The organism is Acidimicrobiales bacterium (assembly GCA_040219085.1).
Lineage (GTDB): Bacteria > Actinomycetota > Acidimicrobiia > Acidimicrobiales > JAVJTC01 > JAVJTC01.
On sequence record JAVJTC010000012.1, the window covers coordinates 1 to 25,100 of the forward strand.

Genomic DNA, 25,100 nt, shown 5'->3' on the forward strand with positions numbered 1-25,100 from the left:
GCGATCGACGAGTGGACCTCACACTGGAACGAGGACCCGCGACCGTTCGTGTGGACCAAGCCGGCCAACGACATCATCACCAAAGTCCGACGAGGCCGCGCCGCCCTGACCCACCAGACCAATTCCGCGACGGACCACTAGACACCCCAGGGTTGTAGTTCGTCAAGCGGCTATGGGGGTGTGTTGTTGTCGGTGGGCCCAGGCGGTGTGTTCGTTGTAGCGGGTCCGGCTGGCGAGGCAGCCGTGGAGGTAGCCGACGAGTCGGTTGCCGAGGGCTCGAAGGGCTTGGTGGTGGAGGTCGCCTGCGGCTCGTCGAGCGTCGTAGAAGTCGCGGCAGCCGGGGCTTGCTTGGAGTGAGCAGAAGGCCCATTGGTCGATGGCGTCGTAGAGGCGCCGGTTGCGGACGTGGCGGGCGAGCACGGCGCGTTTGCGGCCGGAGGCGACGGTGAGGGGTGACGTGCCGGGGTAGTTTCGGCGAGACTTGGCGTCGCCATAGCGGTCGGGGTCATCCCCGAACTCGCCGAGCACCCGGGCGCCGAGCACATCACCGAGTCCTGGCAGGGAGAGGTAGATGTCGGCGTCCGGGTGCTGTTCAAAACACGACGCGAGCTCGGTCTCGAGTTCCGCGATCGCGTGGTTGAGGCCGGCGATCACCTCGACGAGCGCTTTGGTCGTGGCGGCGAACGCGGCGGCGACAGGGCCAGGAGCGGCGAGTTGGGGGGATCGCAGCGCGGTTCGGATCTCGACGGCTCGGGTGTCGAGGTTGCGTTGGCGGCCACCCCGGCGCAGCACGGAGCGGATCTGCGCGATCGAGAGCTGTCGGGCCTGGTCGGGGTGCGGGGCCTTGGCCAGCACTGCCACAGCGTCGGGGTGGGCGAGATCGTCGAATGCGGCGAGCGCTGCGGGGAAGAACTCGCGCAGGTCGTTGCGGAGCCGGTTGGTGTGGCGGGTCCGGTCCCAGATCAGGTTCTGATGGGCCCGAGCCAGGACCTTGATGCCCGCGACATCTGCGGTGTCGCCGGCAACAGGGCGGTGGTTGTGGCGGTCGGTGCGAACCAGATCTGCCAGGACTTTGGCGTCACCGGGGTCGGACTTCGCTCCGGCCACGTTGTGGCGGTCCCGATAGCGGCTCACCGACAACGGGTTGATCGCATACACCTGATAGCCCGCTGCGATCAGGGCCTGGACTCACATGCCTCGCTCGGTCTCGATCCCTACGATCACCTCATAAGGATCCGAGGCGTGATCGGCGACCATGGCATGGAACCCGGCGATCCCATCGAGGCCCTCGGCCAGTCGCTTCCGGGCGAGCTGTTCGCCCGCCTCGTTCATGAGATGGACGTCGTGATGGGCCTCGGCCCAGTCGTCGCCCACGAACACGCTCATCGTGATGGCCTCCTCGAGTCGCTTCTCAAACGGGTGAGCCGGCGGGCGTCCCAGCGGCGACCTAATGGATCAGTGCTCAAAGCACGACACCCCATGAGCGCTTCACGGGCAACCCGAACCAACCGCCCGGGGCACGATCTAGTGCCGTGACCGGCAACGTCGGGGGTGGCGCGTCCACCACTTGAGTGTCGAAGTCGCGTTGGATGTGGGTATGGCTGAACGCGTCCGGGTTCGAGAGATCACCAACGATGAGGGGAATCGTCTGCTCAAGATCGTGCGGCGGAGTTCGGGCTCGATCGTGACGTGGCGAAGAGCCCAGGTCGTGTTGTGGTCGGCCCAGGGCATGGATGTCGGCCAGATCGCCCCGCTCGCGTTCACGTCCGAGGACCGGGTGCGTGAGGTGATCCACAACTTCAACGCGGATGGCTTCGACTCGCTGTACCCGAAGTACTCCGGCGGGCGTCCCCCGAAGTTCACCGCCGAGCACCGCTCGCAGATCAAGAAGATCGCGCTGGGCCGCCCCGGCGACTACGGACTGCCGTTCTCGACGTGGTCGCTCACCAAGCTGGCCGAGCACCTCGTCGCCAAGGGGGTGGTCGACGACATCAGCCATGAGGGCCTGCGGGTTCTGCTCCGAGAGGAGGGCGTGTCGTTTCAAGCGGTGAAGACGTGGAAGGAATCGAACGATCCGGACTTCGAAGCGAAGAAGAACCGGATCCTCGAGCTCTACGACATCGCCGACGGCAAGGCCGAGCCTGGGCCCGGTGATCCGCTGGTAGTGATCTGTTTCGACGAGTTCGGGCCTCTCAACCTTCAACCCCATCCCGGAAAGCAGTGGGCCGGCGTCGGCGGGAAAGCCGCGGACCCCGACCGGGCGCCGCGTCGTCGACGGCGCGCGACCTACAAGCGCCCCCATGGTGTGCGCCATCTGCTCGCTGCCTATGACCTCACCGCCGACAAGGTCTACGGCCACGTCAAGAAGAAGAAGGGCCGGACCGAGTTCTTGGCGTTCTGCCGCTACCTACGCCAGCTCTACCCACCCGAGGTGCGCATCGCCATCGTGCTCGACAACTTCTCCCCGCACCTGTCAACGAAGAAAGACCAGCGCGTCGGCGAGTGGGCAGCAGCGAACAACGTCGAGTTGGCCTACACGCCGCACTACGCGTCGTGGCTCAACCGCATCGAAGCCCAGTTCCAGGCGCTGCGCTATTTCTGCCTCGACGGCACCGACCACGGCTCGCACCGCGAGCAGGCCTCAATGATCCGCCGCTACATCATCTGGCGGAACCGCAACGCTCAGGACCGAGCACTACGAGAACTCGTCAACCGCGCAAACGTTGCCTGACACGGCACTAGCAGTGCCGCGCCGGTAGCCCGCCGATCACCGCGGTCCCTTCAAGCCGGCAACAGCCGACCCGGTCAGTCCTCGACCGGTCCGGTCACCGCCGAGTCCGGGATCTCACCGGTCTCGAGCAGCGCGTCGAAGTCCTGCGGTCCGATCCTCGGGATTGCGAGGTCCACCGCCTTGGTCAGCTTCGACGCCCCGGCGTTCTCGCCCACCACCACGACCGCCGTCTTCTTCGAGACGCTTCCCGGCGAGGTGCCTCCCCGTGCCTTTATTGCCGCCGTCACGTCGTCACGGGAGTAGCCGGGTACCCCGCCGGTGACGACGACCGCCATCCCCGCGAGGGTCTGGGGGACATCGGGCGCCTCGGGGCCCTCGAAGTTCACCCCCGCCTCCCGCAGCCGTTCCACGATGGCCCGGTTCTCCCCGTTGGCGAAGAAGGCGTGGACGGCTTCAGCGGTGGTGGGTCCGATGCCGTCCACCGCGGCGAGGTCCTCCACCGTGGCGTCGAGGATCCGGTCCAGGTGGCCGAAAGCCGAAGCGAGCACCTCCGAGCCGGCATCGCCGAGGTGGCGGATGTTCAGGCCGACGAGCAGGTTGGCGAGCGGCATGGACCGGGACGCGTCGATGGCGGCCGCGAGGTTCCTCACCGACACTTCGCCGTATCCCTCCACCTCCGCGAGTCGGTCGAAGTCGATCGAGTACAGGTCGGCGATGTCCGCGATGAGGCCGAGGTCCAGGAACTCCCGCACCCGGCGCTCGCCGAAGCCCTCGATGTCCATGGCGTTGCGTGCCGCGTAGTGCTCGATCCACCCGGCCAGCTGGAAAGGGCAGACCGGGTTCAGGCAGTAGTGGGCGGCGTCGCCCTCGTCCCGGGTGATGGGGTAGCTGAAATGGCACGGACAGGTCTCGGGGAACACCCACGGTTCCAGGCCCTCGGGCCGTTCGGACAGGACCGGGCCCAGCACCTCGGGGATCACGTCACCGGCCTTGCGGACGATGACCGTGTCGCCGGGACGGACGTCCTTGAGCGCCACCTGGTCTTCGTTGTGCAGAGTGGCCATCTGCACCGTCGAGCCGCCGACGAACACCGGCTCCAGCACGGCGAACGGCGTGGCCTTGCCCTTGCCGCCTATGGAGACGGAGATGTCACGCAGAAGCGTCGTGCGCTCCTCGGGCGGGAACTTGAAGGCGATCGCCCAGCGGGGGTGGTGCGTCGTGGAGCCGAGGTGGGACTGCAGCGCGAGGTCGTCCACCTTGACGACGACGCCGTCGGTCTCGTAGTCGTGGTCGTGGCGGGAGGTCTCCGCCGCGTTCACGTATTCGATGACCCCGGCGTGATCCGGGACCGTACGGACCTCGGGGTTGACGGGGAATCCGAGCGAGGCGAGGAACTCGAGCGTCTCGGAGTGCCGCTCGAACGCGGGTCCACCCTCCACCTGGCCGAGCTGGTAGGCCCACCACGTCAGTTGGCGGGACGCCGTCACCGTCGGATCCTTCTGCCGCAGTGATCCGGCCGCCGTGTTGCGGGGGTTGGCGTAGCGGTTCTGACCGGCCGCCTCCTGCGCGGCGTTGAGTTCCTCGAAGGCGGAGATGGGCATGTAGATCTCCCCCCGGACCTCGAGGACCGGCGGAGCGCCCTTCAGCTCCCGCGGCACGTCGGCGATGGTCGCGACGTTGCCCGTCACGTCCTCACCCACCCGTCCGTTACCGCGGGTGGCGGCCTGAACGAGTGTCCCGTCCTCGTAGCGGACCGAGATGGCGAGTCCGTCGAACTTCAGCTCGCAGACGAACGGGCCGGGGGCGGCGTCGTTCTCCATGCGCCGCGCGAGGCGCCCCATCCAGGCGTCGAGCTCCTCGAACTCGAAGGCCTTGTCGAGCGACATCATGGCGATGGCGTGCTCGACCGGGGCGAACGTGACAAGCGGTTCGCCGGCAACGCGCGCCGTTGGTGTGTCGGCGGTGACGAGCTCGGGATGGGCCGCCTCGAGCGCCTGGAGCTCCCGCAGCAGGGCGTCGTAGTCGGCGTCGGGAATCGTCGGCTCGTCTAGCTCGTAGTAGAGCCGGTCGTGATGTTCGATCAGCTCACGGAGCTGCGCGACACGGGCGACCGGATCGGTCTGGGCGCTGTCGGAGGTGGCCACCGGCGAGACCATACCGGCCCCCTGTGACGAGGTCTCCGCCGACCGGGGACGCCACCCCCGGGCCCGTTCGGTTGGCGGCCGCGTCGGGGGTCTGGGAACCTCGGGCCGTGTCGAAGACCCTGTCACCGTGGGCGCCGCGCGTCATGTCACCGTGGATCCTCCGTGTGCTGTGGCTGGCCGTCGGTGCGGTCGGCGCGCAGGCCGTGTCCGACGCCACCGACGGCACGGGCCGCGGGTGGGAACTGACGGTGACCATCGGCGCGCTCGCGCTGTGGGGCGTGGCGCTCGTGGCGATGCTGGTCCCGCTGCCGTCGACCCTGACGGTGACGCGCATCGTCGTGCCGGCCGGCGCCGTCGCGCTGGTCTGGGTCCTGGCGGCCGACGACACGTCGGTGTCGGGTGTGATCGCGCTCGCGTGCGCGGCCGGGGCTGCCGTCGTCGCCCTGACACCGCCGGTGGGCGACCGTTTCGTGGACGGGGCGAGCTACGGCGACGAGCGCCGGATGCCACTGCGTCCCCCGGCGGCCCTGATGCTCGGGCCGATCCCGCTGGCGTGGGCTGTCGCCGTGGCCGGGACGTGCGCCGGGCCGCTGCTCCTCGCCGACGAGCGCTGGGTCCTCGGCATCGCCGTCACCGCTGTGGGCCTGCCTGCCGCGGCGCTCGCCGCCCGGTCGCTGTACTTCCTCACCACGCGCGTCGTCGTCTTCGTCCCGAACGGCCTCGTTCTCGCTGACCGGTCGGTCCTCACCGACCCCGTCCTGTTCCACCGTTCACGGATCGCCATGCTGGGGCCGGCCCTGGCCGACACGGCCGCACAGGATCTGACCGGCGGTGCGCCGGGGCTCGCGCTCGAACTCGCGGCGTCGGAACCCACGGAGATGGCCCTGCGAACCGGACGCTCCGGCTCGGGCCGGACGCTGAGCGTGGACGCCATCCTGTTCGCCCCGACATCGCCGGGTGAAGTGCTCGCCGAGGCCCAGCGGCGGCGCATCCCCGTCGGCTGAGTCCGGGGCCGATCGGGCCTTCGCCGCGACGGCAAGCCGGGAACGTCAGCCGAGGCGGACTGCGCGCAGTTGCCGGTCGGGCCCGATCCAGGTCACCCACGAGGCTGTGCGGACGAAGCCGACGCCGTCGGGATCCAGTTCGCCCGCTTCGAGCTGAGCCCCCACCGCACCGGCCGGGATCTCTCCGAGAGCCGCGGTGCACGGGTAGACGGCGGGTGCGACGCGGTGCTCACGACGCGCCCCGTCGGCGGAGGTGACACGGACGACCGCGTCCGCTTCGTCACCCGCCACACACCACTCGAGGCGACCGGGCTGTTCGTCACGGACCTCGCCGGCGAAGAGGTCGATCACGATGCGGCCCCCGCCGACATCCACCGAGAACACTCCCTCCTCGACGAGCAGCACCCGTGCCCCGGGCGACAGGTCGTCGAACGGTGCGGTCGGGATCTCGGACACGACCTCGCCGGTTGCGAGGTCGACGAGGCGCACGGCGGTCGTCGGCGAGACCCGCCGGCCGGCGCCGATGGACCAGCCGCCGTCACATACCGCCACGGTCGACAGCCGCTCGTCGGCGTCGACCAGCAGGGACCGACACAGCGAACCTTCGACGACCCCCAGGGTCGAGCCGCGTGCGTCGACGATGGCCACCGCCCCCGCCGGATGGCTCTCGCCTTCGGCGTAGGGGACGAACGTCTCCCCTGCAGGCGGATCGGTCGGGCGGCGGGCCGCCACCCACAGAGCCCACGTGCCGTCCGCGCCCCGTGTGCCACGACGGGCGCGTGCCGGTGAGACATCGTCACGTCCGAACACTTCGGTGACGGTGGACTCCCAGACGACCGTCGAGCCGAAGTCCGCGGTGGCCATGACCGGGCCGCTGTAGCCGTCGGTCACGGTGTCGCCCATCGAGACGGCATCCGCGCCGGCGACGGCGACCGTGCGGAAGAGCCCGTCGGGGATGACCTCACCGGTCCCGGCGACCGGGTCGATGCGGGCGAGGTCCTTGCGGCCGCTCTCGTTCACGTCGATGCAGACCCGGTCTCCGCAGATGGTCGGCAACTCGATCGGGACGACGTCGAGGGGGACCTCCGTGATACCGAAGCCGTCGGATGCGTCGATCCCCACGAGCACGAGAGCCGGCTCGACGTCAGGATCCGGCGTCGGCTCGGGCGTGACGTCGGGTTCCTCCTCGCCGGGCAGCGGCTCGTCAGGGGCGCGGAACGTCTCGTCGACGATGACGTGGATCAGATTCTGTTCGGCCTGGTACGCGGGTGGCGGCAGGGGCAGGCTCCGCACGCGGGGAGGGACCTGGACGCTGCGACGCCAGTTGACACGCGCCTCGGCGAGATCGACCACCACCACCTGCACCGATCCGTCGGGTTCGACGGTGTGGTAGGCGACCAACTGGCCCCCGACGGGCACGATCTCGCTGTAGACGCGCGGCAGTCCGGCGAAGTCCGCGGCCTCCCACGGCCCGACCGTCGTCGTGGTGGACGGCGGCAGCGTGGTCGACGGGATGGGAGCCTCGTCGTCGTCGCCACCGGCGCTGGCCAGCGCCGCGAGAACGCCGATCACGATCGCTGTGATGGCACCCGCTGTCCACCGGCCCCGCCGGGGCGGCCCGGGTCGCATGCCCGGCTCCGTGTCCCCCCCGCCGTCACGGGGGGGTCCGTCCGCGTTCACGCGGGCGGACGCGCCGCGATCCCGCCGCCCACGACGACATCGCCGTCGTAGACCACGACGCTCTGCCCGGGCGCCACCCGGCGCTGAGGCCGGTCCCACACGACGCTGTCACCGTGCACCACGGCAGCGGCCGGGGTGCCGTGTGCGCTGGTCTGCACGGTGACGGGTCCGGCCGGCGCCTCGCCGGTCCAGGCGAAACCCTCGACCGGCGTGCGGTCGCAGAGAAGGTCCTCGCGACGGCCGACGGTGACCGTCGTGGTCGCCACGTCCACGTCGACGGCGAAGCGACGTTCGCCGTTGCCGCCGGTTCCCAGGCCGCGTCGCTGGCCGATCGTCACCAACTCGACGGCGTCGACGGCGCCGATCTCGTTGCCGGCGGTGTCGACCACCCGTCCCGGGGTCGGTGAGAACCGCTTGGCGAGGAAACCGTCACGCCCGACGGTGGATGCGACGAAACAGACGTCCTGGCTGTCGGGCTTGTCGGCGGTGCGCAGATCGAGTCGGGAGGCTTCGGCCCGCACGTCGTCCTTTGTCATGTCGCCGACGGGGAACTGCAGACGCGCCAGTTGCGCCGCGTCGAGCATCCACAGAACGTAGGACTGGTCCTTGGCGGCGTCCGCGCCGCGGGCGAGCCGTGGTCCGTCGGCCGTGTCCACGAGCCGGGCGTGGTGCCCGGTAGCCAACCGGTCGAAACCGAGCGCGACCGCGCGGGTCAGGAGGCGGTCGAACTTCAGATGCCGGTTGCACTCGACGCAGGGGTTCGGTGTCCGGCCTTCGCGGTGGGCCCGGACGTAGGGGCCGATCACGTCGCGTTCGAAGTCGTCCCCGAAGTTGAACACGTGGTGGTCGATACCGAGGTGGTCCGCGACACGGCGGGCGTCGGCCACGTCCGACGCGGAACAGCATCCGCTGTCGGACTCACCGCCCCACAGCTTCAGGGTCACGCCCGTGACGTCGTGGCCGGCCTCCACCGCACGCGCCGCGGCCGCCGAGGAATCGACACCACCGGACATCGCGACGAGAACTCTCACAGCTCAGACCTCGACGGGGCGGCGCAGGCGGGCGACGGCGTCGGGGATGACCGTGAGAGCGTGGTCGACATCGGCGTCGGTCGAACACCATCCCAGCGACAGTCGCAACGAGCCCGCAGCGGTGGCGCGGTCGTAGCCCATCGCGGCGAGGACGTGCGACGGATCCTGGGCTCCGCTCGTGCACGACGACGCGGCGGACGCACAGACCCCGTCGCCCTCCACCAGGAACAGCAGCGCTTCGCTCTCGATGCCCTCGATGCACAGATGACACGAGGCCGCGACCTTGCGTGACCGGTCGACGGTCCCGTCGGGTCGGGTCGTAACCCCGGTCTCGATGACGCCGTCGATCCGGGAGCGCAGGCCGTCCGCAAGCCGGTCCCGCAGGGCACCGACGCGGGCCACCGTCTCGGCGCGGGTGGCGACGGCCTCCTCGGCCGCGACACCGAGGCCGACGATGGCGGGAACGTTGTGGGTTCCGCTGCGCAGACCCCACTCCTGGCCGCCACCGACGATGCGCGGGGACACCCGCACCCCGCGGCGAACGACGAGCACGCCCGCTCCCTTGGGCCCGCCGAACTTGTGACCGGTGATCGAGATCAGGTCGGCCACCTCGGCGGCCGCGGCGACGTCCAGCCAGCAGAACGCCTGGACGGCATCGGTGTGCAGGACGGCATCGGTTGCCCGGCGACGGACGACCTCGGCGACGGCTTCGAGTGACTGAACGACGCCGGTCTCGTTGTTGGCGAGCATCACCGACACGAGCGCGACGTCAGAAGTGGACGCGAGGACCGAGTCCAGTTCGTCGAGATCGAGCGCCCCCGAGGCATCGACGCCGACGACACGTCCGCCGATCTGTTCCACGGGCTCGAGGACCGCGTGGTGCTCGACGGCGCTGCACACGGCCACACCGGCGCGCCGGGCCATGGTGCCGAAGACGGCGAGGTTGTCGGACTCTGTGCCCCCCGAGCAGAAGACGATCTCATCGGGCCGGGCGCCGAGCGCAGCCGCCACGCTGTCGCGGGCGTCGTCGACGGCGCGCCGGGCCTCGCGGGCGACGACGTGGCTCCCGGACGGGTTCCCGCACGCATCGCGCAGCCACGGAACCATCGCCTCGAACGCGGCTGGCCGCACCGGCGTCGACGCGGCGTGGTCGAGGTAGGCCGACAGGGCGGGAGCGGCACCATTCACGACTCAAGCCTACGGTCGGGTCGTCGTCTCGGTCGGCACCGGCGTGAGCGCCACGCCCGACGCCTGGCTGCGCTGGTAGGCGGCGGCGACCGACGTGAGGAACAGCTCACGGGAGGTCTGGCCGAGCGGCACCCGCAACTCCGCGGCGACGGCTTCGGAGATCCGCCCGGCGAGATGGTCCCGGGCACCGCTCTCGAGCGTGTCCCGGCGCAGCAGGAAGTTGCGTATCAGGACGTACTGGGCGGGGGTCAGCGCCGACACGTCGAGGCGGGCCACCCACTCGAACCAGCCGGCCGGTGGGTCGAACCGTTCCGAGGCGGTCCCCGTCGACGCCACGAGCCGCTCACGCAGGACGACGGTGCCCGCCGCCATGTCCCCCAGGCGTTGGCGACGGGTCGAGACCAGCGTCGCCACGATCGCCGTCGCACCGCCCGGCGGAATGATGAAGTCGACGAGGGTGAGGAGAGTCCGGATGACGGCGTGGCGCAGGGAGATCGGCCCGCCGTCGGTGGTGCGGACCCGCAACCCGAGGGCGGCCTTGCCGGGCGTGCGGCCCTGCCAGACCGTTTCGACCACGATCGGCAGGACGAACAGCACGACGAAGAAGCTGATGACGACGGTCACCACCAGGGGCGGCTCCGTGTCGACGAGGAGACCGACGGGAAGGATCGTCCCGGTCAGGATCACGGCCTGGATCAGACCGTCGATGATGCGGGCGAAGGCCCTGGACCCGACGTCGGCAGCCGCGAAGTCGAGAACCACCCCCTCGTCGGTGACGAGCCCACCGTGACCGCTGTCGCTCACCCGGGGAGTATCGCAGGGCGACCAGCCGCGCCGTGCCCGACACCGGACCGGACCAGGCTGCCACGGCCCGGGGTGACCCTGGGCGGTACGGTCTGCGGCGGTGGATCTCGACCGCTACATCGCCGATCGTGAGCCGCAGTGGGAGCGCCTGGCGGAACTCGCCCGGCACGCCCGGCGGGGGCGCACGCTGACCGTCGCCGAAGTCGACGAACTCGTCTCGCTGTACCGCCGCACATCCACCCACCTGTCCCACGTGCGCACCTGGTACGGCGACGCTGCGCTCGAGAGCAGGCTCACCCGGCTCGTCGCGGAGGCAAACGCGACGTTGACGGTGCGCTCCGGGGGCGGCGCCCGGGGCCTCGCGCAGTTCTTCACGGTCGCGTTCCCCGCGGCCGTGTGGTCGAGCCGACGCTTCGTCGGGATCTCCGCCCTTCTGGTGCTGGTGCCGGCCCTGGCGCTCGGTACCTGGATCGCCAACTCCGAGTCCGCGCTCGAGGCCACCGCCGACGAGGCCGTGCGTGAGGCCTACGTCACCGAGGACTTCGAGGAGTACTACTCGTCGGAACCGGCCGCGCAGTTCTCCACCGAGGTGCTCGTCAACAACATCCAGGTGTCGTTCCTCGCCTTCGCGCTCGGCATCGTTGCCTGCGTCGCGACCGGCTACGTCCTCGCGTTCAACGGCGCCAACATCGGCGTTGCCGCCGGGCTGTTCCATGCGGCGGGCGAACCGGGGAAGTTCTGGGGTCTGATCCTGCCCCACGGACTCCTCGAGATCACCGCCGTGATCGTCGCGGGCGCGGCGGGGCTGCGGATCGGCTGGGCCGTCATCGCGCCCGGGGACCGTCGGCGGGGAACCGCCGTGGCCGAGGAGGCACGGGTGGCGGTGACGATCGTGCTCGGCCTCGTCATCGCGTTCATCGTCGCCGGGGTGATCGAGGGTTTCGTCACGCCGTCGTCGCTGTCCACGTGGCAACGCGTCGGGATCGGCGTGGCCGCCGAGGCGGTCTTCGTCACGTGGGTCCTCGCCCGTGGCCCTGCTGCGGTTGCGGCAGGATGGTCGGGGCGCCTCGGCGAGACGGCCGAGGACCTCGCCGCCGGACCGGACGGCAGCGGCGACAGCGACGGCGACGCTCAGAGCCGGCCGGTGGCCTTGATCGCCAGATAGGACTCGACGATCTCGACGGCGAAGCGGTCGGGCGCGGCGTCGATCACCTCCACGCCGAGACCCTCGAGTCGGGCGGCCGACCGGTTGCGTGCGGCCAGCGCTCGCTCCCCGGCCACCCGTTGATGGAGGTCGGCGGCGGCATCGACCGAGCCGGTCGGCGACCCCGGGGCGACGGCCACCTCCCGTGTGGCGGCGACGACGAGCAGGTGGCGGCCCAGGACGGTCGGCAGCGCCGGCAGCAGCGAGTCCTCGACGGCCCCGTCGACGAGGTCGGTGAACAGGACCACGAGCGTGCGCCGATCCAACCGGGACAGGGCGCCACGGACGGCGCCGGCGTAGTCGCTCTCCACGAGCGCCGGTTCCAGATCGAAGAGCCCCTCGGTCACGGCCCGGACGTGAGCCGGGTCCGACGACGGCGCGACGACCCCCCGGATCCGCCGATCGAAGGTGACCAGACCCACGCGGTCGCCCAGGCGGGTGGCGAGGGTGCTCAGCGCGAGTACGCCTTCGATCGCGTGCTCGAGTCGTGGTGATCCGGCGACGGCGGTGGACATGACCCGGCCGGCGTCGAGCAGGCACACCACGCTCTGGTACTGCGGCGTGCGGTAGGTGCGCACGATCGGTCTGCCCCGCCGGGCGGTCGCCGACCAGTCGATGCGGCGGTACTCGTCTCCGGGGGTGTACTCACGCAGAGACTCGAACTCGGTCGCCCCGCCGATCACCACCGGACGCTTCTCCCCCAGTTCCATGCGTCGGGCGGCCGCGATCGCCTGTTCGACCATCGCCCGGTCCCGGAGTCGGGGAACCACCCGGATCTCGGCGGCGGCGCGGACGTTCCACTGTCGGCCGACGAGTCCGAGCGGCCCGGGGCAGCGGACGGCAATGGCCTCGAGGCGGTGGCGACCTCGCCGGTGCGGGCGGACCGGGAGCGTCACCGTGACCGTCGAGCGGGCCGGCACGGTCACCGAGATCCGTCGACGCGCGGCGGTGAACGACGGAGGGAGGGCGTCGGCGAACATGACCCGGACGGAACCTCCACCAGCGTTGGCGACCGTCCAGACCAGATCGGCGTCGGCGTCCACGGTGAGGGCTCCACCGGGTACCCGCCCGACCGTGATGCGGCGGGGGCCTGCCGACGCGACGAAGTCGCCGAGTGCGACCGTGACGAGAGCGCCGTTCACGAGGAGGATCCCCGCCACGAGCGAAACGGGCAGCACGAGCGCGACGCCCGCGGATACGAGCGCGACGAGCGCGAACCGGGCGGTGGGGACCGGTGTCAACGGGGCGTGGCCACCGACGCCAGGACGTTGTCGACTATGGCATCGGCGGTGACGCCGTCGAGGGCGGCGTCGGGCCGCAGCTGGAAGCGGTGACGCAGCGCGGGGCGTGCGACCGCCTTCACCTCGTCGGGGGTCACGAAGCCGCGCCCCGACAGCCACGCCCACGCCTTTGCGGCGTGCAGGACCGCCGTGGCGCCACGCGGGGACACGCCGACACGGACATGGGGATGGCCGCGGGTGGCCCGGACGACGTCGACGATGTAACCGATCACCTTCTCGTCGACGGCGATCTCGTCCACCTCCTCACGGGCGGCAGCCACGTGGTCGGCGGTGATCACGGCCCTCACCCCGGCGGTCGCCAGGTCATGGGGGTCGAGGCCCCGGTGGTGGCGGCCGACGATGTCGGCCTCCTCGCCACGGCCGGGGTAGTCCATCGTCAACTTGAAAACGAAGCGATCCAGTTGCGCCTCGGGCAGCGGGTAGGTGCCCTCGAACTCGATCGGGTTCTGGGTGGCGACGACGAAGAACGGCCGCGGCAACGCCCGCGCCGCACCCTCGACGGTCACCTGGTTCTCCTCCATGGCCTCCAGCAGCGCCGCCTGAGTCTTGGGTGGTGTGCGGTTGATCTCGTCGGCGAGCACCACGTTGGCGAACACCGGTCCTTCGCGGAAACGGAAGGTTGCGTCGCGGGCGTCGAAGACAGACTGCCCGACGACGTCGCTGGGCATGAGGTCGGGGGTGAACTGGATCCGGGAGTAGCGCAGGTCCAACGCCGCCGCCATGGTCTTGACGATCAACGTCTTGGCGACGCCGGGCACGCCCTCGACGAGGACGTGACCCCCGGCGAGCAGCCCGGTCACGAGTCCCGAGACGACGGCGTCCTGGCCGACGATCGCCTTCGCGATCTCGGCCCGGGCAGCCGCGAACCCCTCCCGTGCCGGCGATGCCGGAGGTACCGACGCGGACGTCGCGGAAGGCGGAGCGGGTGCCGAGGCCGGGGGTGGCGGAGCCGGGGCCGGTGGAGGGGGCGCCGGGGCGGGGGGCGGTGGCAGTGGCCGGCCCGTCGCGTCGGCACCGTCGGGCGGCGGCGGAAGATCTGTCACGATCGCGGGTCCTTGTCGTGGTCGGGTGGTTCGGCGGACGGGTTCCGGCTCGGGGCGAACTCCGCACCGTCGGTCGCTGCGACGGGAACGGCCAGCATGGCGTCACGCAGGCGGTCGAGGTCCGCGGCGAGGGCGACGAGACCGTCGTCGTCGGCGACCGGGCGGGAAAAGAGTTCATCCACGTCGTCACGGTCGAATCCGTGTTGCCGGGCCAATGCGGGGGCGAGGCGGGGGTCGACACCGATATCGGCGATGGTGCGCTCCCTGAGTTCCGCGGCGAGAGCGTCGACGGCGACCGTGCGCCCGAGGAGCCGGCCGGTCGATCGGACGAGGGCGGCTCCGTCGGCGACCACGGGCCGGGTCTCGTCCACGACGGCGCCGAGGCGACGACCCCTCGCCCAGGCGAAGAGCACGAAGGCCACACCGAGTTGGATGACCGCAAGCCACACGGGGTCGGCCACGAGGTCGAGCAGGCCGCGGTCGCCGCTACCGACTGCACCCCGTGCGATCACCACGCTGCCACCGTCGACGGGCGCGAGCAGCGCGAGCACGAGCGCGGCGTTGTCGGCCTCGGCAATCCGGGCGTTGATGAACGGGCCCGGGTCGGCGATTGCGACGACGGTGCCGTCTCCCCAGTCGGTCGCGACGAGCCAGGCGGCGTCGCCGTCGCCGAAACAGCTCCGGTTGCCGGCGGCGACCTCGTAGCGGCCCACGGTGTCAGCGGAGATCGTGGTCAGGGCGTCGAGAGCGCCCACGTCACAGGTTCCACGCCCGGGAGTCAGGTCGAATTCGAGGATGCGGGAGGCGGGCTCCGGCGCGAGCGGGCTCGACGCATCGGCCACGACCAGGGTTCCCCCGTCTGCGACCCAGTCACGCACCTCGGCACGCTGGTCGCCGGTGAGGCGGTCACGGAACACGGCCACGACGGTCGTGTCGTCGCGGGGGCCGATCGACTCGTCGACCTCGCCGTCGGCGGTCTCGACGAGACGGACCAGGGCACGCAACCCCGCAGGTCCGGTGCCGTCGGGATCGAGCACTCCCCCGTCGTCGTCCTGACCGGCGATGGCAGCGAGAACGAGCGCTACAACGAGGACGAAGCCCCCGATGATCACGAGTGGGCGCCGTTCACGCATCGGTCGGCTCCCCGCCGCCTGACGAGTGGGCGAGCGACCTGTGCCCGGCACCGGACCTCACGGCTCGTGCCACCTCGGCACTTCGCGAGGCCTGCTCCTCGTCGGCGGTGCGGCCGGCGTACCAGACGGCCTCGAAGGACTCCGCGAGAGCCGAGAAGTCGCCGGAGAGTTGTTCGGCGTCACCCGCAGGGTCGGCGCGCAGGGCAGCCATGGCACGTCGCTGCTCGCCCGCGGTGACCCCGGGCCGCTCGCGCACGAGGCCGGCCCCGGCCAGGCTGCCTGCGCCCGCGCGGTAGTCCGCCCTCACTGCGTCGCCCCAGCGGCATTCGCGACGTGCCCGCTCGGCTTCGGCCCACCAGTCCACGTCACGCTCCTGGGTGGCGGTCACCACCGCGGACGGTTCGACCGGGCGGTTCGGAGCACGGCGGGCCACACGGACGCGCCGCCGGAAGGACCACACGGCGAGGACGACGAGACCGACGAGCGCCGCCAGGACCAGCAGGCCGAGAACCGTCTGGCCTCCTTCGGCCCCGAGGCCCTCGGCCAGGTCACCGAGCCGGGCGCCGATCCAGTCCAGTATCCGCTCCGGGACGGTGCGGGAGTCGCTGAACTCCGAGGACGCCAGGATGTCGGCCGCGCGGTCCCGGGCGGTGTCGGGATCCCTTCCGGGGCCGGGCTCGGGCAGGACCGCCGCGTCGATGCGCAGCGCCGCGAGCGCACCGGTGAGCGCGCCGACGCTCACGGGGTGGGCCGCGCGGCGAAGACCTCGGCGACGCGCATCTCCACGTCCATGCCCTCGCGTCGGATCCGAAGGTCGAAGTACATGACGACAGCCGTCGCCGCGACGAACGATGTCGTCAGCAGGCTCGTGATGATCCCGGCGATGGCCGAGATGATCCAGCCGACGTCGAAGCCGACGAACAGGCCCACGGCGACAGGCAGCACGGGCAGGACCCACCCGAGCACCGTCGCGACCGTCGCGACGGCGAGCACCCGCCACAGCGTGGGGAAGAAGCGGCTCGAAACGAGTCGGAAGGACCGCCCCACGGCCTTCAGCGGGCCGATGCGTTCGACGGCGATGGCGGGCGCCACGACGGCGGTGAAAGCCATCATCACGGGCACGCCGACCCAGACGGCGAGGATCCCGGCCGCCTGGAGGACATGGGCGACGAACCAGCCTGCGAACAGTGGCCAGCTGCGTCGGAACGTCGCGCCCAGGGCACTGGCGGCGCCGCACCGACCCGGGTCGTGCCACCAGACCACGACGTGGGCCACGGCCGCCGCGACGAAGGGGAGGACGATCGAGTCGACCAGCAGCGCCACCATGACGAGCGCCGTGGACCCCCCGGAGTCGTCGACCGAGTCGGGATCCTCGAAGAGGTCCACCAGCGTGGACCCCCCGAGAAGGTCCCTGCTGTACCACGCGATGAGGAGTTGACCGGGCACGACGAAGACAATGGCGATCGCGGCGAAGGTCTTCGGGCGGGCCCGGATCAGATCGAAGGCCGTGTCGAGGACGTCGGCGAGGGAGAGGGGGCGCAGCGGGATGGGGAAGGCCGCCGGCTCCTCGTCGGGCCCGGTCCGCGGCTTCGCATCGCTGCGCGTCGGCTGCATGGGTACGGGTCCCGCAGTGGGGCCCGGGCCGGCAGCCGCATCGGGAGACGCCCACGGTTCGGTCATCAGTGCCATTCTGCTTCGGGAAACACCGCGACGGCGACGACCGTTGCGTTTCGGAGTCGGCATCAGGGCACACGATCGGAGTCGAGAGGCCATGGAGGGGTACGGACCGGGGACCTACGGGCGCTCCTTCGCGGACGTCTACGACGACTGGTACGGCAACGTGTCCGACGTCGCCGCGACCATCCGTATGGTGACGGCGCTGGCCGGGGGCGGTCCCGTCGTGGAGATGGGAGTCGGCACGGGGCGCCTCGCGAAGCCGCTCGCTGCGGCGGGACTGAGTGTCCACGGCCTCGACACGTCACCCGAGATGCTCGCTCGCCTCTCGACGTCGGCCGGCGCCGACCGACCGACGGCCGTCCTGGCGGACATGACGGCGCCGCCGTACCGCGCCGGCACGGCACGCGTCGTCCTGTTCGCCTACAACACGCTGTTGAACCTGCTCGACCTCGCAGACCAGCGGCGCGCACTCGCCGCCGCCGCGGAGCTGCTCGGGCCCGACGGTGTCGTGGTCGTCGAGGCGTTTCTCCCCGCGGACCCCGGCGACGCGCCCTCGGGCGACCTGTCCGTGCGGTCCGTGACCGTCGACCGGGTCGAGTTGCACGTCACCCGCACGGACCCGACGACGCGCACAGTGGCCGGCCAGATCGTCGAGATCACCGAGGCCGGCGGCGTCCGGCTACGCCCGTGGGCGCTGCGCGCCACCACGCCCGCCGAACTCGACCGGATCGCAGGAGAAACCGGCCTCACGCTGGTGAGTCGCCACGGCGGTTGGGACGACGAACTGCTCGACGACGACGCCACCCGCCATGTCTCCGCCTACCGTCGCGCCTGACTGCGACCGCACAACTCCCCGGGGTCAGTTCTCGGACACCTTGGCCATGCGGTGACCAAAGGGGACTTCGTCGAGTACCCCCTGACAGTCGTCACCGACAGCCGGAGCGATGCGGCAGAGCCGCGAGGACTCGCGGCGGACTCGGTACGTCAATCGTCGTCGAGCGGGTAGCTCGAGATCGGTGGAAGCGGCGGCAGGGCCATGGCGTCTGCTAGGAGAAGTGCCTCCTCGTCAGCCTGTTGTGCGCCGTGCTCAGCCAGCGAGGCCTGAGGGCCCCAGGGACGCTGCTCGGTCGGGCGGCAGGTAAACGGGCGAGCGACGCAATCGACCGCGATTAGGTCGTATCGGCCGAAGTCGTCGAAGCCGATGTGGAAGTGGCGGAGGACCTCGGCGGGCCGTCGGTCGCCGAACACCGGCCGCCAGCTTTCCGGATCCTGGTAGCCCGCGGAGAATTCGCCAACCAGTGACGACTCATCGAGAACACTGAGCGCGAAGTGCGTATGTGCCGCCCCGCTGAGCGCCACTTCGGCTGGATCGGCCGCCCAAGAGCTTGTGAACAAGATCTGCACGACCCACCTGAAGTCCAACCGAACGGCCTGGCGATCAGACAGCTCAGATGTCGGGTAGGCCATCACAACTGAGGCCATCCCCCCTTCGAACACCCCCCGGTTGATGACAACCGGTGTGACTGACGAATGGGTAGTTGGGGTACCGGCCACCGTCGCCCACTCCCTGAGCCTTCGCGGCGGAATCAGCATGACGGAAGTGTACGTGAATCCGAAACTGTACTCCTGAATTCGAATGGAGCGACCGACGTCCGGTCAACCGTCGCCGTCGTCACCCCCACAGGCGGGCAGGTCGCCACGAGTCCTCCTGTCCCGAACGGGCCGGGGGCTGTCACGCGGGTTCGGTGTGCGTCGTCACACGGTGTCCGCACATCTACGTCGACGCGCCCGCGGACTGCCCACCTCGTAGCCCTACCGGCATCTTGTAGGCATTGGTTCACCTCAGATATCGCCGCTCGTTCGGGGACGCTGGCGGCAGGTTGACGACCCGCGAAGGTCACGACACCCCATCGATGACCATATGCTTTACCATATGGTCATGGGTAGAAGAGAAGTTCTCGTGCAACTCGACGACGAACTTGTCGAACGTTTGGACCGCCTCGCGCAAGCAGAGCACACCAGCAGGTCCGAACTGCTCCGACGAGGTGCATCCGCAGTGATCGCGGCAGCGGAGCAGCTCGACGCCGACCGGACCCTCCAGGAGGCGTACCGGCGCGTGCCGCAGGATCCAGCGCTCGTCGCTTCGGCGCGTCGCCTCGCGGCCGAGACCGCACCTGAGTGGTAGCCCGCGGCGACATCGTCTGGGCCGACCTCGGCGAGCCAGCAGGCCGACGCCCTGTCTGCGTGCTCAACCGCGACCCGGCGATCGAAGTGCTCACCGCACTCACGTGCGCTCCGATCACCCGAACCATCCGCGGTATCACGTCGGAGGTGGGGGTCGGCCCGGACGAAGGACTCCCTCAGGTCAGCGCGATCAACTGCGACAACCTCGTCACTGTCCCGATCGCTGCGCTCGATCAGGAGGCAGTCGGCTGCCTCGATCTCGACGGACGGATCCGACTCGACGCTGCTCTCCGCTACGCGCTCGCCATCGAGTACTGACGGAGCCGACTGGACGTCACCCAGGTCCTGCCGCCAGGAGACTGCTGGAAACGCTGATGAACGAAGAAGGCCAGAGCGCGTGAACGGGCAACTGCGGGGAGCCGGGTACTGTCGAATCTTCGAGTCGCCGAGCACAGCAAGGACCGCCGACGATGCCCAGCGCAGATGCGACGTCGAGGATCACGATCCGGCCGATGACCCGGCGCATCGGTGCAGAGATCTTCGACGTCGATCTCAACGAGCCGACCGACAGTGACATCGAGAGCATCAACGGCGCCCTCGCCGAGCACCAGGTCGTGTTCTTCCGTGACCAGCCGCTCTCACACGCTGCGCTCATCGAGCTGGGCAGACGGTTCGGGCCACTCGCCCCTCACAGCGGCGTCCCGGGCATGGCCGAGTTCCCCGAGATCGTCGAGATCCACGCGGACGAGCACTCCCCTCCGCGTGCCGGGGAGGACTGGCACTCCGACGTCAGCTGCGACCCGTCACCGCCTATGGGGAGCATCCTGTACCTGCACACCGTTCCCGAGGGCGGGGGCGACACCCTCTTCACGAGCATGTACGCCGCCTACGACGCGCTGTCCGACCGGATGAAGACCTACCTCGAAGGCCTGCGGGCGACCCACGACGGCAACCCCGTGTACAAGGCGATCTTTCCGGACGTCGACAAGACCTATCCCTGCACCGACCATCCCGTCGTCCGCACCCACCCGGTCACCGGACGCAAGGCGCTGTTCGTCAACCCGCCCTACACGACACACATCGACGGACTGCCCGCCGCCGAGAGCGCGGCGGTTCTCCAGTTCCTCTACCGGCACTGCACCAACCCGAACTTCCAGGTCCGCTTCCGGTGGGAGCCTCACTCGGTGGCCTTCTGGGACAACCGCTGCACCATGCACATGGCCGTCTTCGACTATCCCCCGGAGACCAGGTCCGGATATCGCGTGACGATCGCGGGCGAAGTCCCGGTCTGACGGCACGCCGGCCCGTCCGCAGCCGATCGGTCGATTTGGCGGCCCGACCCAAGTTCCTGGAGGCCTGAGATGCCCAAGTCGATCCAAGAGATCCTCGACCACGCCGATGAACTCGCGCAGCGATTCGAGGACTACGAGCCCACCTCCGACGACGAGCGGCCGGTGGAGGAGTACCTCCTCGAACGGGCCGCCCTGGCCCGCGCCCGGGGCGAGCGTCAGATCGTCGACGCAGTCACCGCCGCCCGCGCCAAGGGCGTCCCGTGGCAGCGAATCGGTGAACTCCTCGGCACATCTGCCCAGGCCGCCCAACAGCGATACGAGGCTGTCGTCGACGCAGGCTGACATCGCTCACCCGGCAGCGATCGGGCGCGACCAGTCGCGAAACCCGCTGGCCGGACCGGCGGGGAGGGCCTTGACTGGAGCCTCCACGCACGAGGAGACACCCCCCGATGGAACGGGTCACCGACAAGCTCACCAACTGGGCGAGCGAGATCGACGAGAAGGCCATGCAGCAGGCGCTGCGCTCGTCACGCATGCCCTTCGTCGACCACGTCGCCGTCATGCCCGACGCCCACTGGGGCATGGGAGCCACCGTCGGCTCGGTGATCGCCACCCGCGGGGCGATCATGCCCGCGGCGGTCGGCGTCGACATCGGCTGCGGGATGATCGCCCACGAGCTCGCCATCGGCGCCGACCAGCTCCCCGACGACCTGGACGGCTTCATGCCCGCCGTCTCACGCTCCATCCCCGCCGGCGTCGGGCGCGGTCACCGTCGCGTCCACCGCGACGCCGAGGACTGGTTCGGCGCCAACCGGGACCGCTTCGCCACCGAACTGAACGACAAGATGTGCCGCAAGCTGCTCGGCCAGTACGGCTCGCTCGGCTCCGGGAACCATTTCTTCGAGATCTGCCTCGACGAGAACGACCGCGTCTGGTTCGTCCTGCACTCGGGCTCGCGGGGCATCGGCAACATGTTGGCGATGGGTCACATCCGCTCGGCGAAGCAGGCGATGAAAGACCGTCACATCCACCTCGAGGACGCGGATCTCGCCTACCTCGAGGAGAACGACGACGCCTTCGTCGCGTACGTGGCCGACATGACGGCCTGCCAGGACTACGCAATGGCCAACCGCATCAAGATGATGGATTCGGTCGTGCGCGCGTGGCGTGACGTCCATCCCTACGAGGGTGGGCGCACCGTCAACTGCCACCACAACTTCACCCAGCGCGAGGACCACGGCCACGGCGAGGTCTGGATCACCCGCAAGGGTGCGATCTCGGCGCGCGCCGGCGAATTGGGTGTCGTGCCCGGCTCGATGGGCACCCGGTCCTACATCGTCGAGGGTCTCGGCTCGCCCGACAGCTTCCAGTCGTCGTCGCACGGGGCCGGTCGGACCATGTCGCGCGGCCAGGCGAAGAGGACCTTCTCGGTCGAGGACCTGACCGCGGCGATGGAGGGGCGGGTCTGGAACGCCGACAAGGCCCAGTCCCTCGTCGACGAGATCCCCGGCGCCTACAAGGACATCGACAGGGTGATGGCCGACCAGAGCGACCTGACGCGTCCCGTCCACACGCTGCGCCAGATCCTCAACTACAAGGGCACCTGACGGCGCCGGGGCGGGCCACCCGCCCCGGCCTCACGCCGACGGACCGCGCACCGTACGATCAGGCCATGCCCGGAATCGACATCTCCGTCACCATCGGCGCCACACCGACCGAAGTCTGGTCCGTCGTCGAAGACGTCGCCGGCCACGTCGAGTGGATGGCCGACGCCACCGAGATCAGGTTCCTCACCGACGAACGCTCCGGCGTGGGCGTGCGCTTCGAGTGCGACACGAAGGTCGGCCCGCTCACCACGACCGACGTCATGGAGATCACCGAGTGGGAGCCCGAACAGTCCATGGGCGTGCGCCACTCCGGCGCGGTGACCGGCGAAGGACGCTTCGAGCTCGAAGCCGTCGAACCCGACCACACGATCTTCCGGTGGTCAGAGGACCTGTCGTTCCCCTGGTACTTCGGCGGTCCGCTCGGCGAGTTCGCCGCCAAGCCCGTCCTGGAGTGGGTGTGGCGCCGGAACCTGACCCGCCTCGCCGGCATCGTCGAAGAGCGCTTCCCCCGCGCCTGAAGCCCGGACCAGCAGCGGACGGCCGCACGGTTGGAGACGCAGGGCTAGAAGAGCGGGTCCATCCAGCGCGTCGAGGCCCACAGGCTGCCGATGATCCCGATGGCGGCCACGCACCCGATCGCCGCCCACCCGACCCCCTTCGAACCAGGCCGCACCTTCCCGGGCCACCCGAAGATCGCCACGCCGATGATGAAGCCGCCGACGAGACCGCCGAGGTGCCCGCCGAGCGAGATCGAGCGTACGCCGATGGAGATGATCACGTTCACGAGGATCAGCGCGCCGATCCCCGACTGCCAGACGTTCATCCCGTTGCTGCGCTGCGCGGCGAGCACGGCGCCCATGAGCCCGAACACCGCCCCCGACGCCCCCACGGTCAGACCGAAGGGCTCGTCGATCAGCGCACCGAAGGCACCGGCGGTCAGGGCGGCGCCGTAGAGGCCGAGGAAGCGCAGACGACCGAGCCCCTGCTCGAGCGAACGGCCCAGTTGCCACAGCAGGAACATGTTGAAGCCGATGTGGACGAGGCCCCGGTGCAGGAACGCGCTGGTGAAGATCCGGTACCACTCGCCGTCCTGATCGACGAAGAACCCACTGAGACCGCCGTCGAACGTCAGATCGCCCACGCCGCCGCCGCCGAACAAGCCGGCCCCCGTCGCCACGTCGATGACGAAGACGATCACGTTTATCGCGATTATCGCCTCGGTGACCACTGCCCGGTTGCGGGCGAGAGCGAAGATCTCCCGACCCTTCAGCGAGGTCTGACTGTGCGTGCGGGTGCAGTCGGGGCAGTGGAACCCCACCGACGCGGTGCGCATGCAGTCCGGGCAGATGGTCCGCCCACAACGTTGGCAGCGCACGCCGGCCGGGCGGCCCGGGTGGCGATAGCAGACGGTCTCGTCGGTACCGTCGATCTGTCCGGTCACGGGTGCTCACGGTACCGGGCCGGCCACGCCTGTCGGAACCGGGCCGCGAGTCGTCGCGGGGCCGGCGGGCTGCGATACTCCAGGCGTGCCGGCCACCGCATCCGATGTCGCAGCGACGGTCGTTCTCGCCCACCAGGGCGGCTGGGACGAGATCCTCTTCGTCGCCGTACCCCTCGCCGTGTTCGCAGTGGTGCTCGCAGTGGCCAATTCACGGGCGAAGCGTCGGTCGGCCGACCGTGACGGCGGACCCCGCGCCGGGGACTCCTCGTCGACGTCGTGAACCTGCGACGCCGTGGCGCGCCTGCGTCAGCGGCGTTCGATGTCGCAGCCGAGACCGGCGAGTTTGCCGACCAGGTCCTCGTATCCACGGTCGATGTGGTCGACCCCGGACAGGACCGTCTCCCCCTCCGCGGCCAGGCCGGCCACGACGAGCGCCGCGCCCGCCCGGATGTCAGGCGCCCGCACCGGGGCGCCGGAGAGGCTCGGCCGGCCCCGCACGACCGCATGCTGGGAGTCCGTGCGGATGTCGGCACCCATGCGGACGAGCTCGTCGATGTAGCGGAACCGCCCGGCGAAGAGGTTCTCGGTGACGATGCCCACCCCGTCGGCAACCGACAGCATCGCCACGAACAGCGGCTTCGTGTCGGTGGCCACCCCGGGGTACGGCAGGGTGGAGACGTCGATCGAGCGGAGCCGGTCCGGGCCGCGCATCGCCCAGATACCACCCGGCGCGGGCGACGTACGCACGCCCATCTCCCCGAGTTTCTGACAGAACATGTGCATGTGGTCGGGCCGGGCGTCGTCGATGGTGATCTCGCCGCCTGCGACCGCCACCGCCGCCAGGTACGTCGCCGCCTCGATCCGGTCCGGGATGACCGTGTGGTCCACTGCCCGGAGTTCGTCCACGCCCTCGACCGTGATCGTCGAGGTGCCCGCGCCGAGGATCTGCGCGCCCATCCGGTTACAGAACGCGGCCAGGTCCGCTATCTCGGGTTCCCGGGCGGCGTTCTCGATGGTCGTGGTCCCCTTCGCGAGAACGGCGGCCATCATCACGTTCTCGGTGGCGGTCACGGACGGAAAGTCGAACACGACCTCGGCGCCGACGAGACCGTCGGCACGGGCGATGATCTCGCCGTGACGGATCTCGATGTCAGCCCCGAGCGCCTCGAGTCCCCGCAGGTGCATGTCCACCGGACGCGGACCGAAGTCGTCCCCGCCCGGCAGCGCGACACGCGCCTCACCGAACCGGGCCACGAGCGGTCCGAGGACGACGATCGAGGCCCGCATCCGCTCGACCAGCTCGTAGGGCGCAACCGGGTCGTGGGCGTCGGGGCTGATCACCGCGACCTCGTGGGGGGCCGGTCGTTCGCAGCGCGCGCCCATCGCCGTGAGGAGATCACACATCCAGCCGACGTCGGAGATGGCCGGCACGTTGCGAAGCGTGAAGCGGCCCGAGGCGAGGGTCGTGGCGGCCATCAACTTGAGCACGCTGTTCTTCGCGCCGGCGACCCGCACCGAACCCGACAGTGGTCCCGAACCCCTCACGAGGATCCGACTCTCGCTCTCGGTCACGGCCACCTCCCCTCGCCGGCGAATGCAGGGCATCCAAGTATGGACCCGGCCACCCCGACGCGCA

Annotated in this window: 24 protein-coding genes and 1 pseudogene; 11 read left to right on the forward strand and 14 right to left on the reverse strand. The window is 70.2% G+C overall.

Going from position 1 to position 25,100, the window contains the following annotated elements:
- Positions 1-162 precede the first annotated feature (162 nt).
- A pseudogene (locus RIE08_05520) lies at positions 163-1,386 on the reverse strand (IS110 family transposase).
- Positions 1,387-1,597: 211 nt separating this feature from the next.
- On the opposite strand from RIE08_05520, the gene RIE08_05525 reads away from it, so the two are divergent.
- Entirely contained in the window at positions 1,598-2,731 is a 1,134-nt protein-coding gene (locus RIE08_05525) for an IS630 family transposase (GenBank protein MEQ8717052.1), read from the forward strand.
- A 74-nt stretch (positions 2,732-2,805) separates the two neighbouring features.
- Here the strand turns inward: RIE08_05525 and ligA are convergent, their stop codons facing one another.
- Positions 2,806-4,875, reverse strand: coding sequence for an NAD-dependent DNA ligase LigA (gene ligA, locus RIE08_05530; protein ID MEQ8717053.1), 2,070 nt, complete (start codon positions 4,873-4,875; stop codon positions 2,806-2,808).
- 107 nt (positions 4,876-4,982) lie between these two features.
- On the opposite strand from ligA, the gene RIE08_05535 reads away from it, so the two are divergent.
- Complete coding sequence (locus RIE08_05535) at positions 4,983-5,879, forward strand: hypothetical protein (GenBank protein MEQ8717054.1); 897 nt, start codon at positions 4,983-4,985, stop codon at positions 5,877-5,879.
- Between the two features lie 45 nt (positions 5,880-5,924).
- Here the strand turns inward: RIE08_05535 and RIE08_05540 are convergent, their stop codons facing one another.
- From RIE08_05540 to RIE08_05555, 4 genes are read right to left on the reverse strand one after another with little or no spacing between them, the layout of a single operon-like run.
- A complete protein-coding gene (locus tag RIE08_05540; protein ID MEQ8717055.1) occupies positions 5,925-7,508 on the reverse strand; it encodes a hypothetical protein in 1,584 nt (527 codons plus the stop codon).
- A 47-nt stretch (positions 7,509-7,555) separates the two neighbouring features.
- Positions 7,556-8,590 carry a tRNA 2-thiouridine(34) synthase MnmA gene (gene mnmA / locus RIE08_05545; protein MEQ8717056.1) on the reverse strand — a complete coding sequence of 345 codons (1,035 nt, stop codon included), beginning with the start codon at positions 8,588-8,590 and terminating at the stop codon, positions 7,556-7,558.
- A 3-nt stretch (positions 8,591-8,593) separates the two neighbouring features.
- Positions 8,594-9,778 carry a cysteine desulfurase family protein gene (locus tag RIE08_05550; GenBank protein MEQ8717057.1) on the reverse strand — a complete coding sequence of 395 codons (1,185 nt, stop codon included), beginning with the start codon at positions 9,776-9,778 and terminating at the stop codon, positions 8,594-8,596.
- A gap of 9 nt (positions 9,779-9,787) precedes the next feature.
- Positions 9,788-10,582 (reverse strand): RDD family protein, encoded by a 795-nt coding sequence (locus RIE08_05555; GenBank protein ID MEQ8717058.1) that lies wholly within the window; start codon positions 10,580-10,582, stop codon positions 9,788-9,790.
- 100 nt (positions 10,583-10,682) lie between these two features.
- Here RIE08_05555 and RIE08_05560 point away from each other — a divergent pair, with 100 nt between their 5' ends.
- On the forward strand, positions 10,683-11,747 hold the full coding sequence (locus RIE08_05560; GenBank protein MEQ8717059.1) for a stage II sporulation protein M: 1,065 nt from the start codon (positions 10,683-10,685) through the stop codon (positions 11,745-11,747).
- Here RIE08_05560 and RIE08_05565 read toward each other — a convergent pair.
- From RIE08_05565 to RIE08_05585, 5 genes are read right to left on the reverse strand one after another with little or no spacing between them, the layout of a single operon-like run.
- Positions 11,714-13,027, reverse strand: coding sequence for a DUF58 domain-containing protein (locus RIE08_05565; GenBank protein MEQ8717060.1), 1,314 nt, complete (start codon positions 13,025-13,027; stop codon positions 11,714-11,716). The two genes, RIE08_05560 and RIE08_05565, sit on opposite strands and share 34 nt — an antisense overlap.
- Entirely contained in the window at positions 13,024-14,130 is a 1,107-nt protein-coding gene (locus tag RIE08_05570) for a MoxR family ATPase (protein ID MEQ8717061.1), read from the reverse strand. The genes RIE08_05565 and RIE08_05570 overlap by 4 nt, the downstream gene beginning before the upstream one ends.
- Positions 14,127-15,263, reverse strand: a complete 1,137-nt coding sequence (locus RIE08_05575; GenBank protein MEQ8717062.1) for a DUF4350 domain-containing protein — start codon at positions 15,261-15,263, stop codon at positions 14,127-14,129. Before RIE08_05575 ends, RIE08_05570 begins: the two co-directional genes overlap by 4 nt.
- Positions 15,256-16,005, reverse strand: coding sequence for a DUF4129 domain-containing protein (locus RIE08_05580; protein MEQ8717063.1), 750 nt, complete (start codon positions 16,003-16,005; stop codon positions 15,256-15,258). Before RIE08_05580 ends, RIE08_05575 begins: the two co-directional genes overlap by 8 nt.
- Positions 16,002-16,943 carry a hypothetical protein gene (locus RIE08_05585; GenBank protein ID MEQ8717064.1) on the reverse strand — a complete coding sequence of 314 codons (942 nt, stop codon included), beginning with the start codon at positions 16,941-16,943 and terminating at the stop codon, positions 16,002-16,004. The genes RIE08_05580 and RIE08_05585 overlap by 4 nt, the downstream gene beginning before the upstream one ends.
- Before the next feature lie 91 nt (positions 16,944-17,034).
- Between RIE08_05585 and RIE08_05590 the strand changes: the two genes are divergently transcribed.
- Positions 17,035-17,775, forward strand: a complete 741-nt coding sequence (locus RIE08_05590; GenBank protein ID MEQ8717065.1) for a methyltransferase domain-containing protein — start codon at positions 17,035-17,037, stop codon at positions 17,773-17,775.
- A 149-nt stretch (positions 17,776-17,924) separates the two neighbouring features.
- On the opposite strand, the gene RIE08_05595 is transcribed toward RIE08_05590, so the two are convergent.
- On the reverse strand, positions 17,925-18,533 hold the full coding sequence (locus tag RIE08_05595) for a hypothetical protein (protein MEQ8717066.1): 609 nt from the start codon (positions 18,531-18,533) through the stop codon (positions 17,925-17,927).
- A 346-nt stretch (positions 18,534-18,879) separates the two neighbouring features.
- On the opposite strand from RIE08_05595, the gene RIE08_05600 reads away from it, so the two are divergent.
- From RIE08_05600 to RIE08_05625, 6 genes are all read left to right on the forward strand, one after another.
- Positions 18,880-19,125 (forward strand): ribbon-helix-helix protein, CopG family, encoded by a 246-nt coding sequence (locus RIE08_05600; protein ID MEQ8717067.1) that lies wholly within the window; start codon positions 18,880-18,882, stop codon positions 19,123-19,125.
- Entirely contained in the window at positions 19,119-19,442 is a 324-nt protein-coding gene (locus RIE08_05605; GenBank protein MEQ8717068.1) for a type II toxin-antitoxin system PemK/MazF family toxin, read from the forward strand. Before RIE08_05600 ends, RIE08_05605 begins: the two co-directional genes overlap by 7 nt.
- Positions 19,443-19,636: 194 nt before the next feature.
- Entirely contained in the window at positions 19,637-20,416 is a 780-nt protein-coding gene (locus RIE08_05610; GenBank protein MEQ8717069.1) for a TauD/TfdA family dioxygenase, read from the forward strand.
- A 69-nt stretch (positions 20,417-20,485) separates the two neighbouring features.
- Positions 20,486-20,758: a hypothetical protein gene (locus tag RIE08_05615; protein ID MEQ8717070.1), complete on the forward strand. Its 273-nt coding sequence runs from the start codon at positions 20,486-20,488 to the stop codon at positions 20,756-20,758.
- 107 nt (positions 20,759-20,865) lie between these two features.
- Positions 20,866-22,023: an RtcB family protein gene (locus tag RIE08_05620; protein ID MEQ8717071.1), complete on the forward strand. Its 1,158-nt coding sequence runs from the start codon at positions 20,866-20,868 to the stop codon at positions 22,021-22,023.
- A 65-nt stretch (positions 22,024-22,088) separates the two neighbouring features.
- Positions 22,089-22,541 carry an SRPBCC family protein gene (locus tag RIE08_05625; protein ID MEQ8717072.1) on the forward strand — a complete coding sequence of 151 codons (453 nt, stop codon included), beginning with the start codon at positions 22,089-22,091 and terminating at the stop codon, positions 22,539-22,541.
- Positions 22,542-22,585: 44 nt separating this feature from the next.
- Here the strand turns inward: RIE08_05625 and RIE08_05630 are convergent, their stop codons facing one another.
- Positions 22,586-23,464: a rhomboid family intramembrane serine protease gene (locus RIE08_05630; protein ID MEQ8717073.1), complete on the reverse strand. Its 879-nt coding sequence runs from the start codon at positions 23,462-23,464 to the stop codon at positions 22,586-22,588.
- A gap of 85 nt (positions 23,465-23,549) precedes the next feature.
- On the opposite strand from RIE08_05630, the gene RIE08_05635 reads away from it, so the two are divergent.
- A complete protein-coding gene (locus tag RIE08_05635) occupies positions 23,550-23,744 on the forward strand; it encodes a hypothetical protein (GenBank protein MEQ8717074.1) in 195 nt (64 codons plus the stop codon).
- Positions 23,745-23,770: 26 nt separating this feature from the next.
- On the opposite strand, the gene murA is transcribed toward RIE08_05635, so the two are convergent.
- Positions 23,771-25,036, reverse strand: coding sequence for a UDP-N-acetylglucosamine 1-carboxyvinyltransferase (murA, locus tag RIE08_05640; protein ID MEQ8717075.1), 1,266 nt, complete (start codon positions 25,034-25,036; stop codon positions 23,771-23,773).
- Positions 25,037-25,100 lie beyond the last annotated feature (64 nt).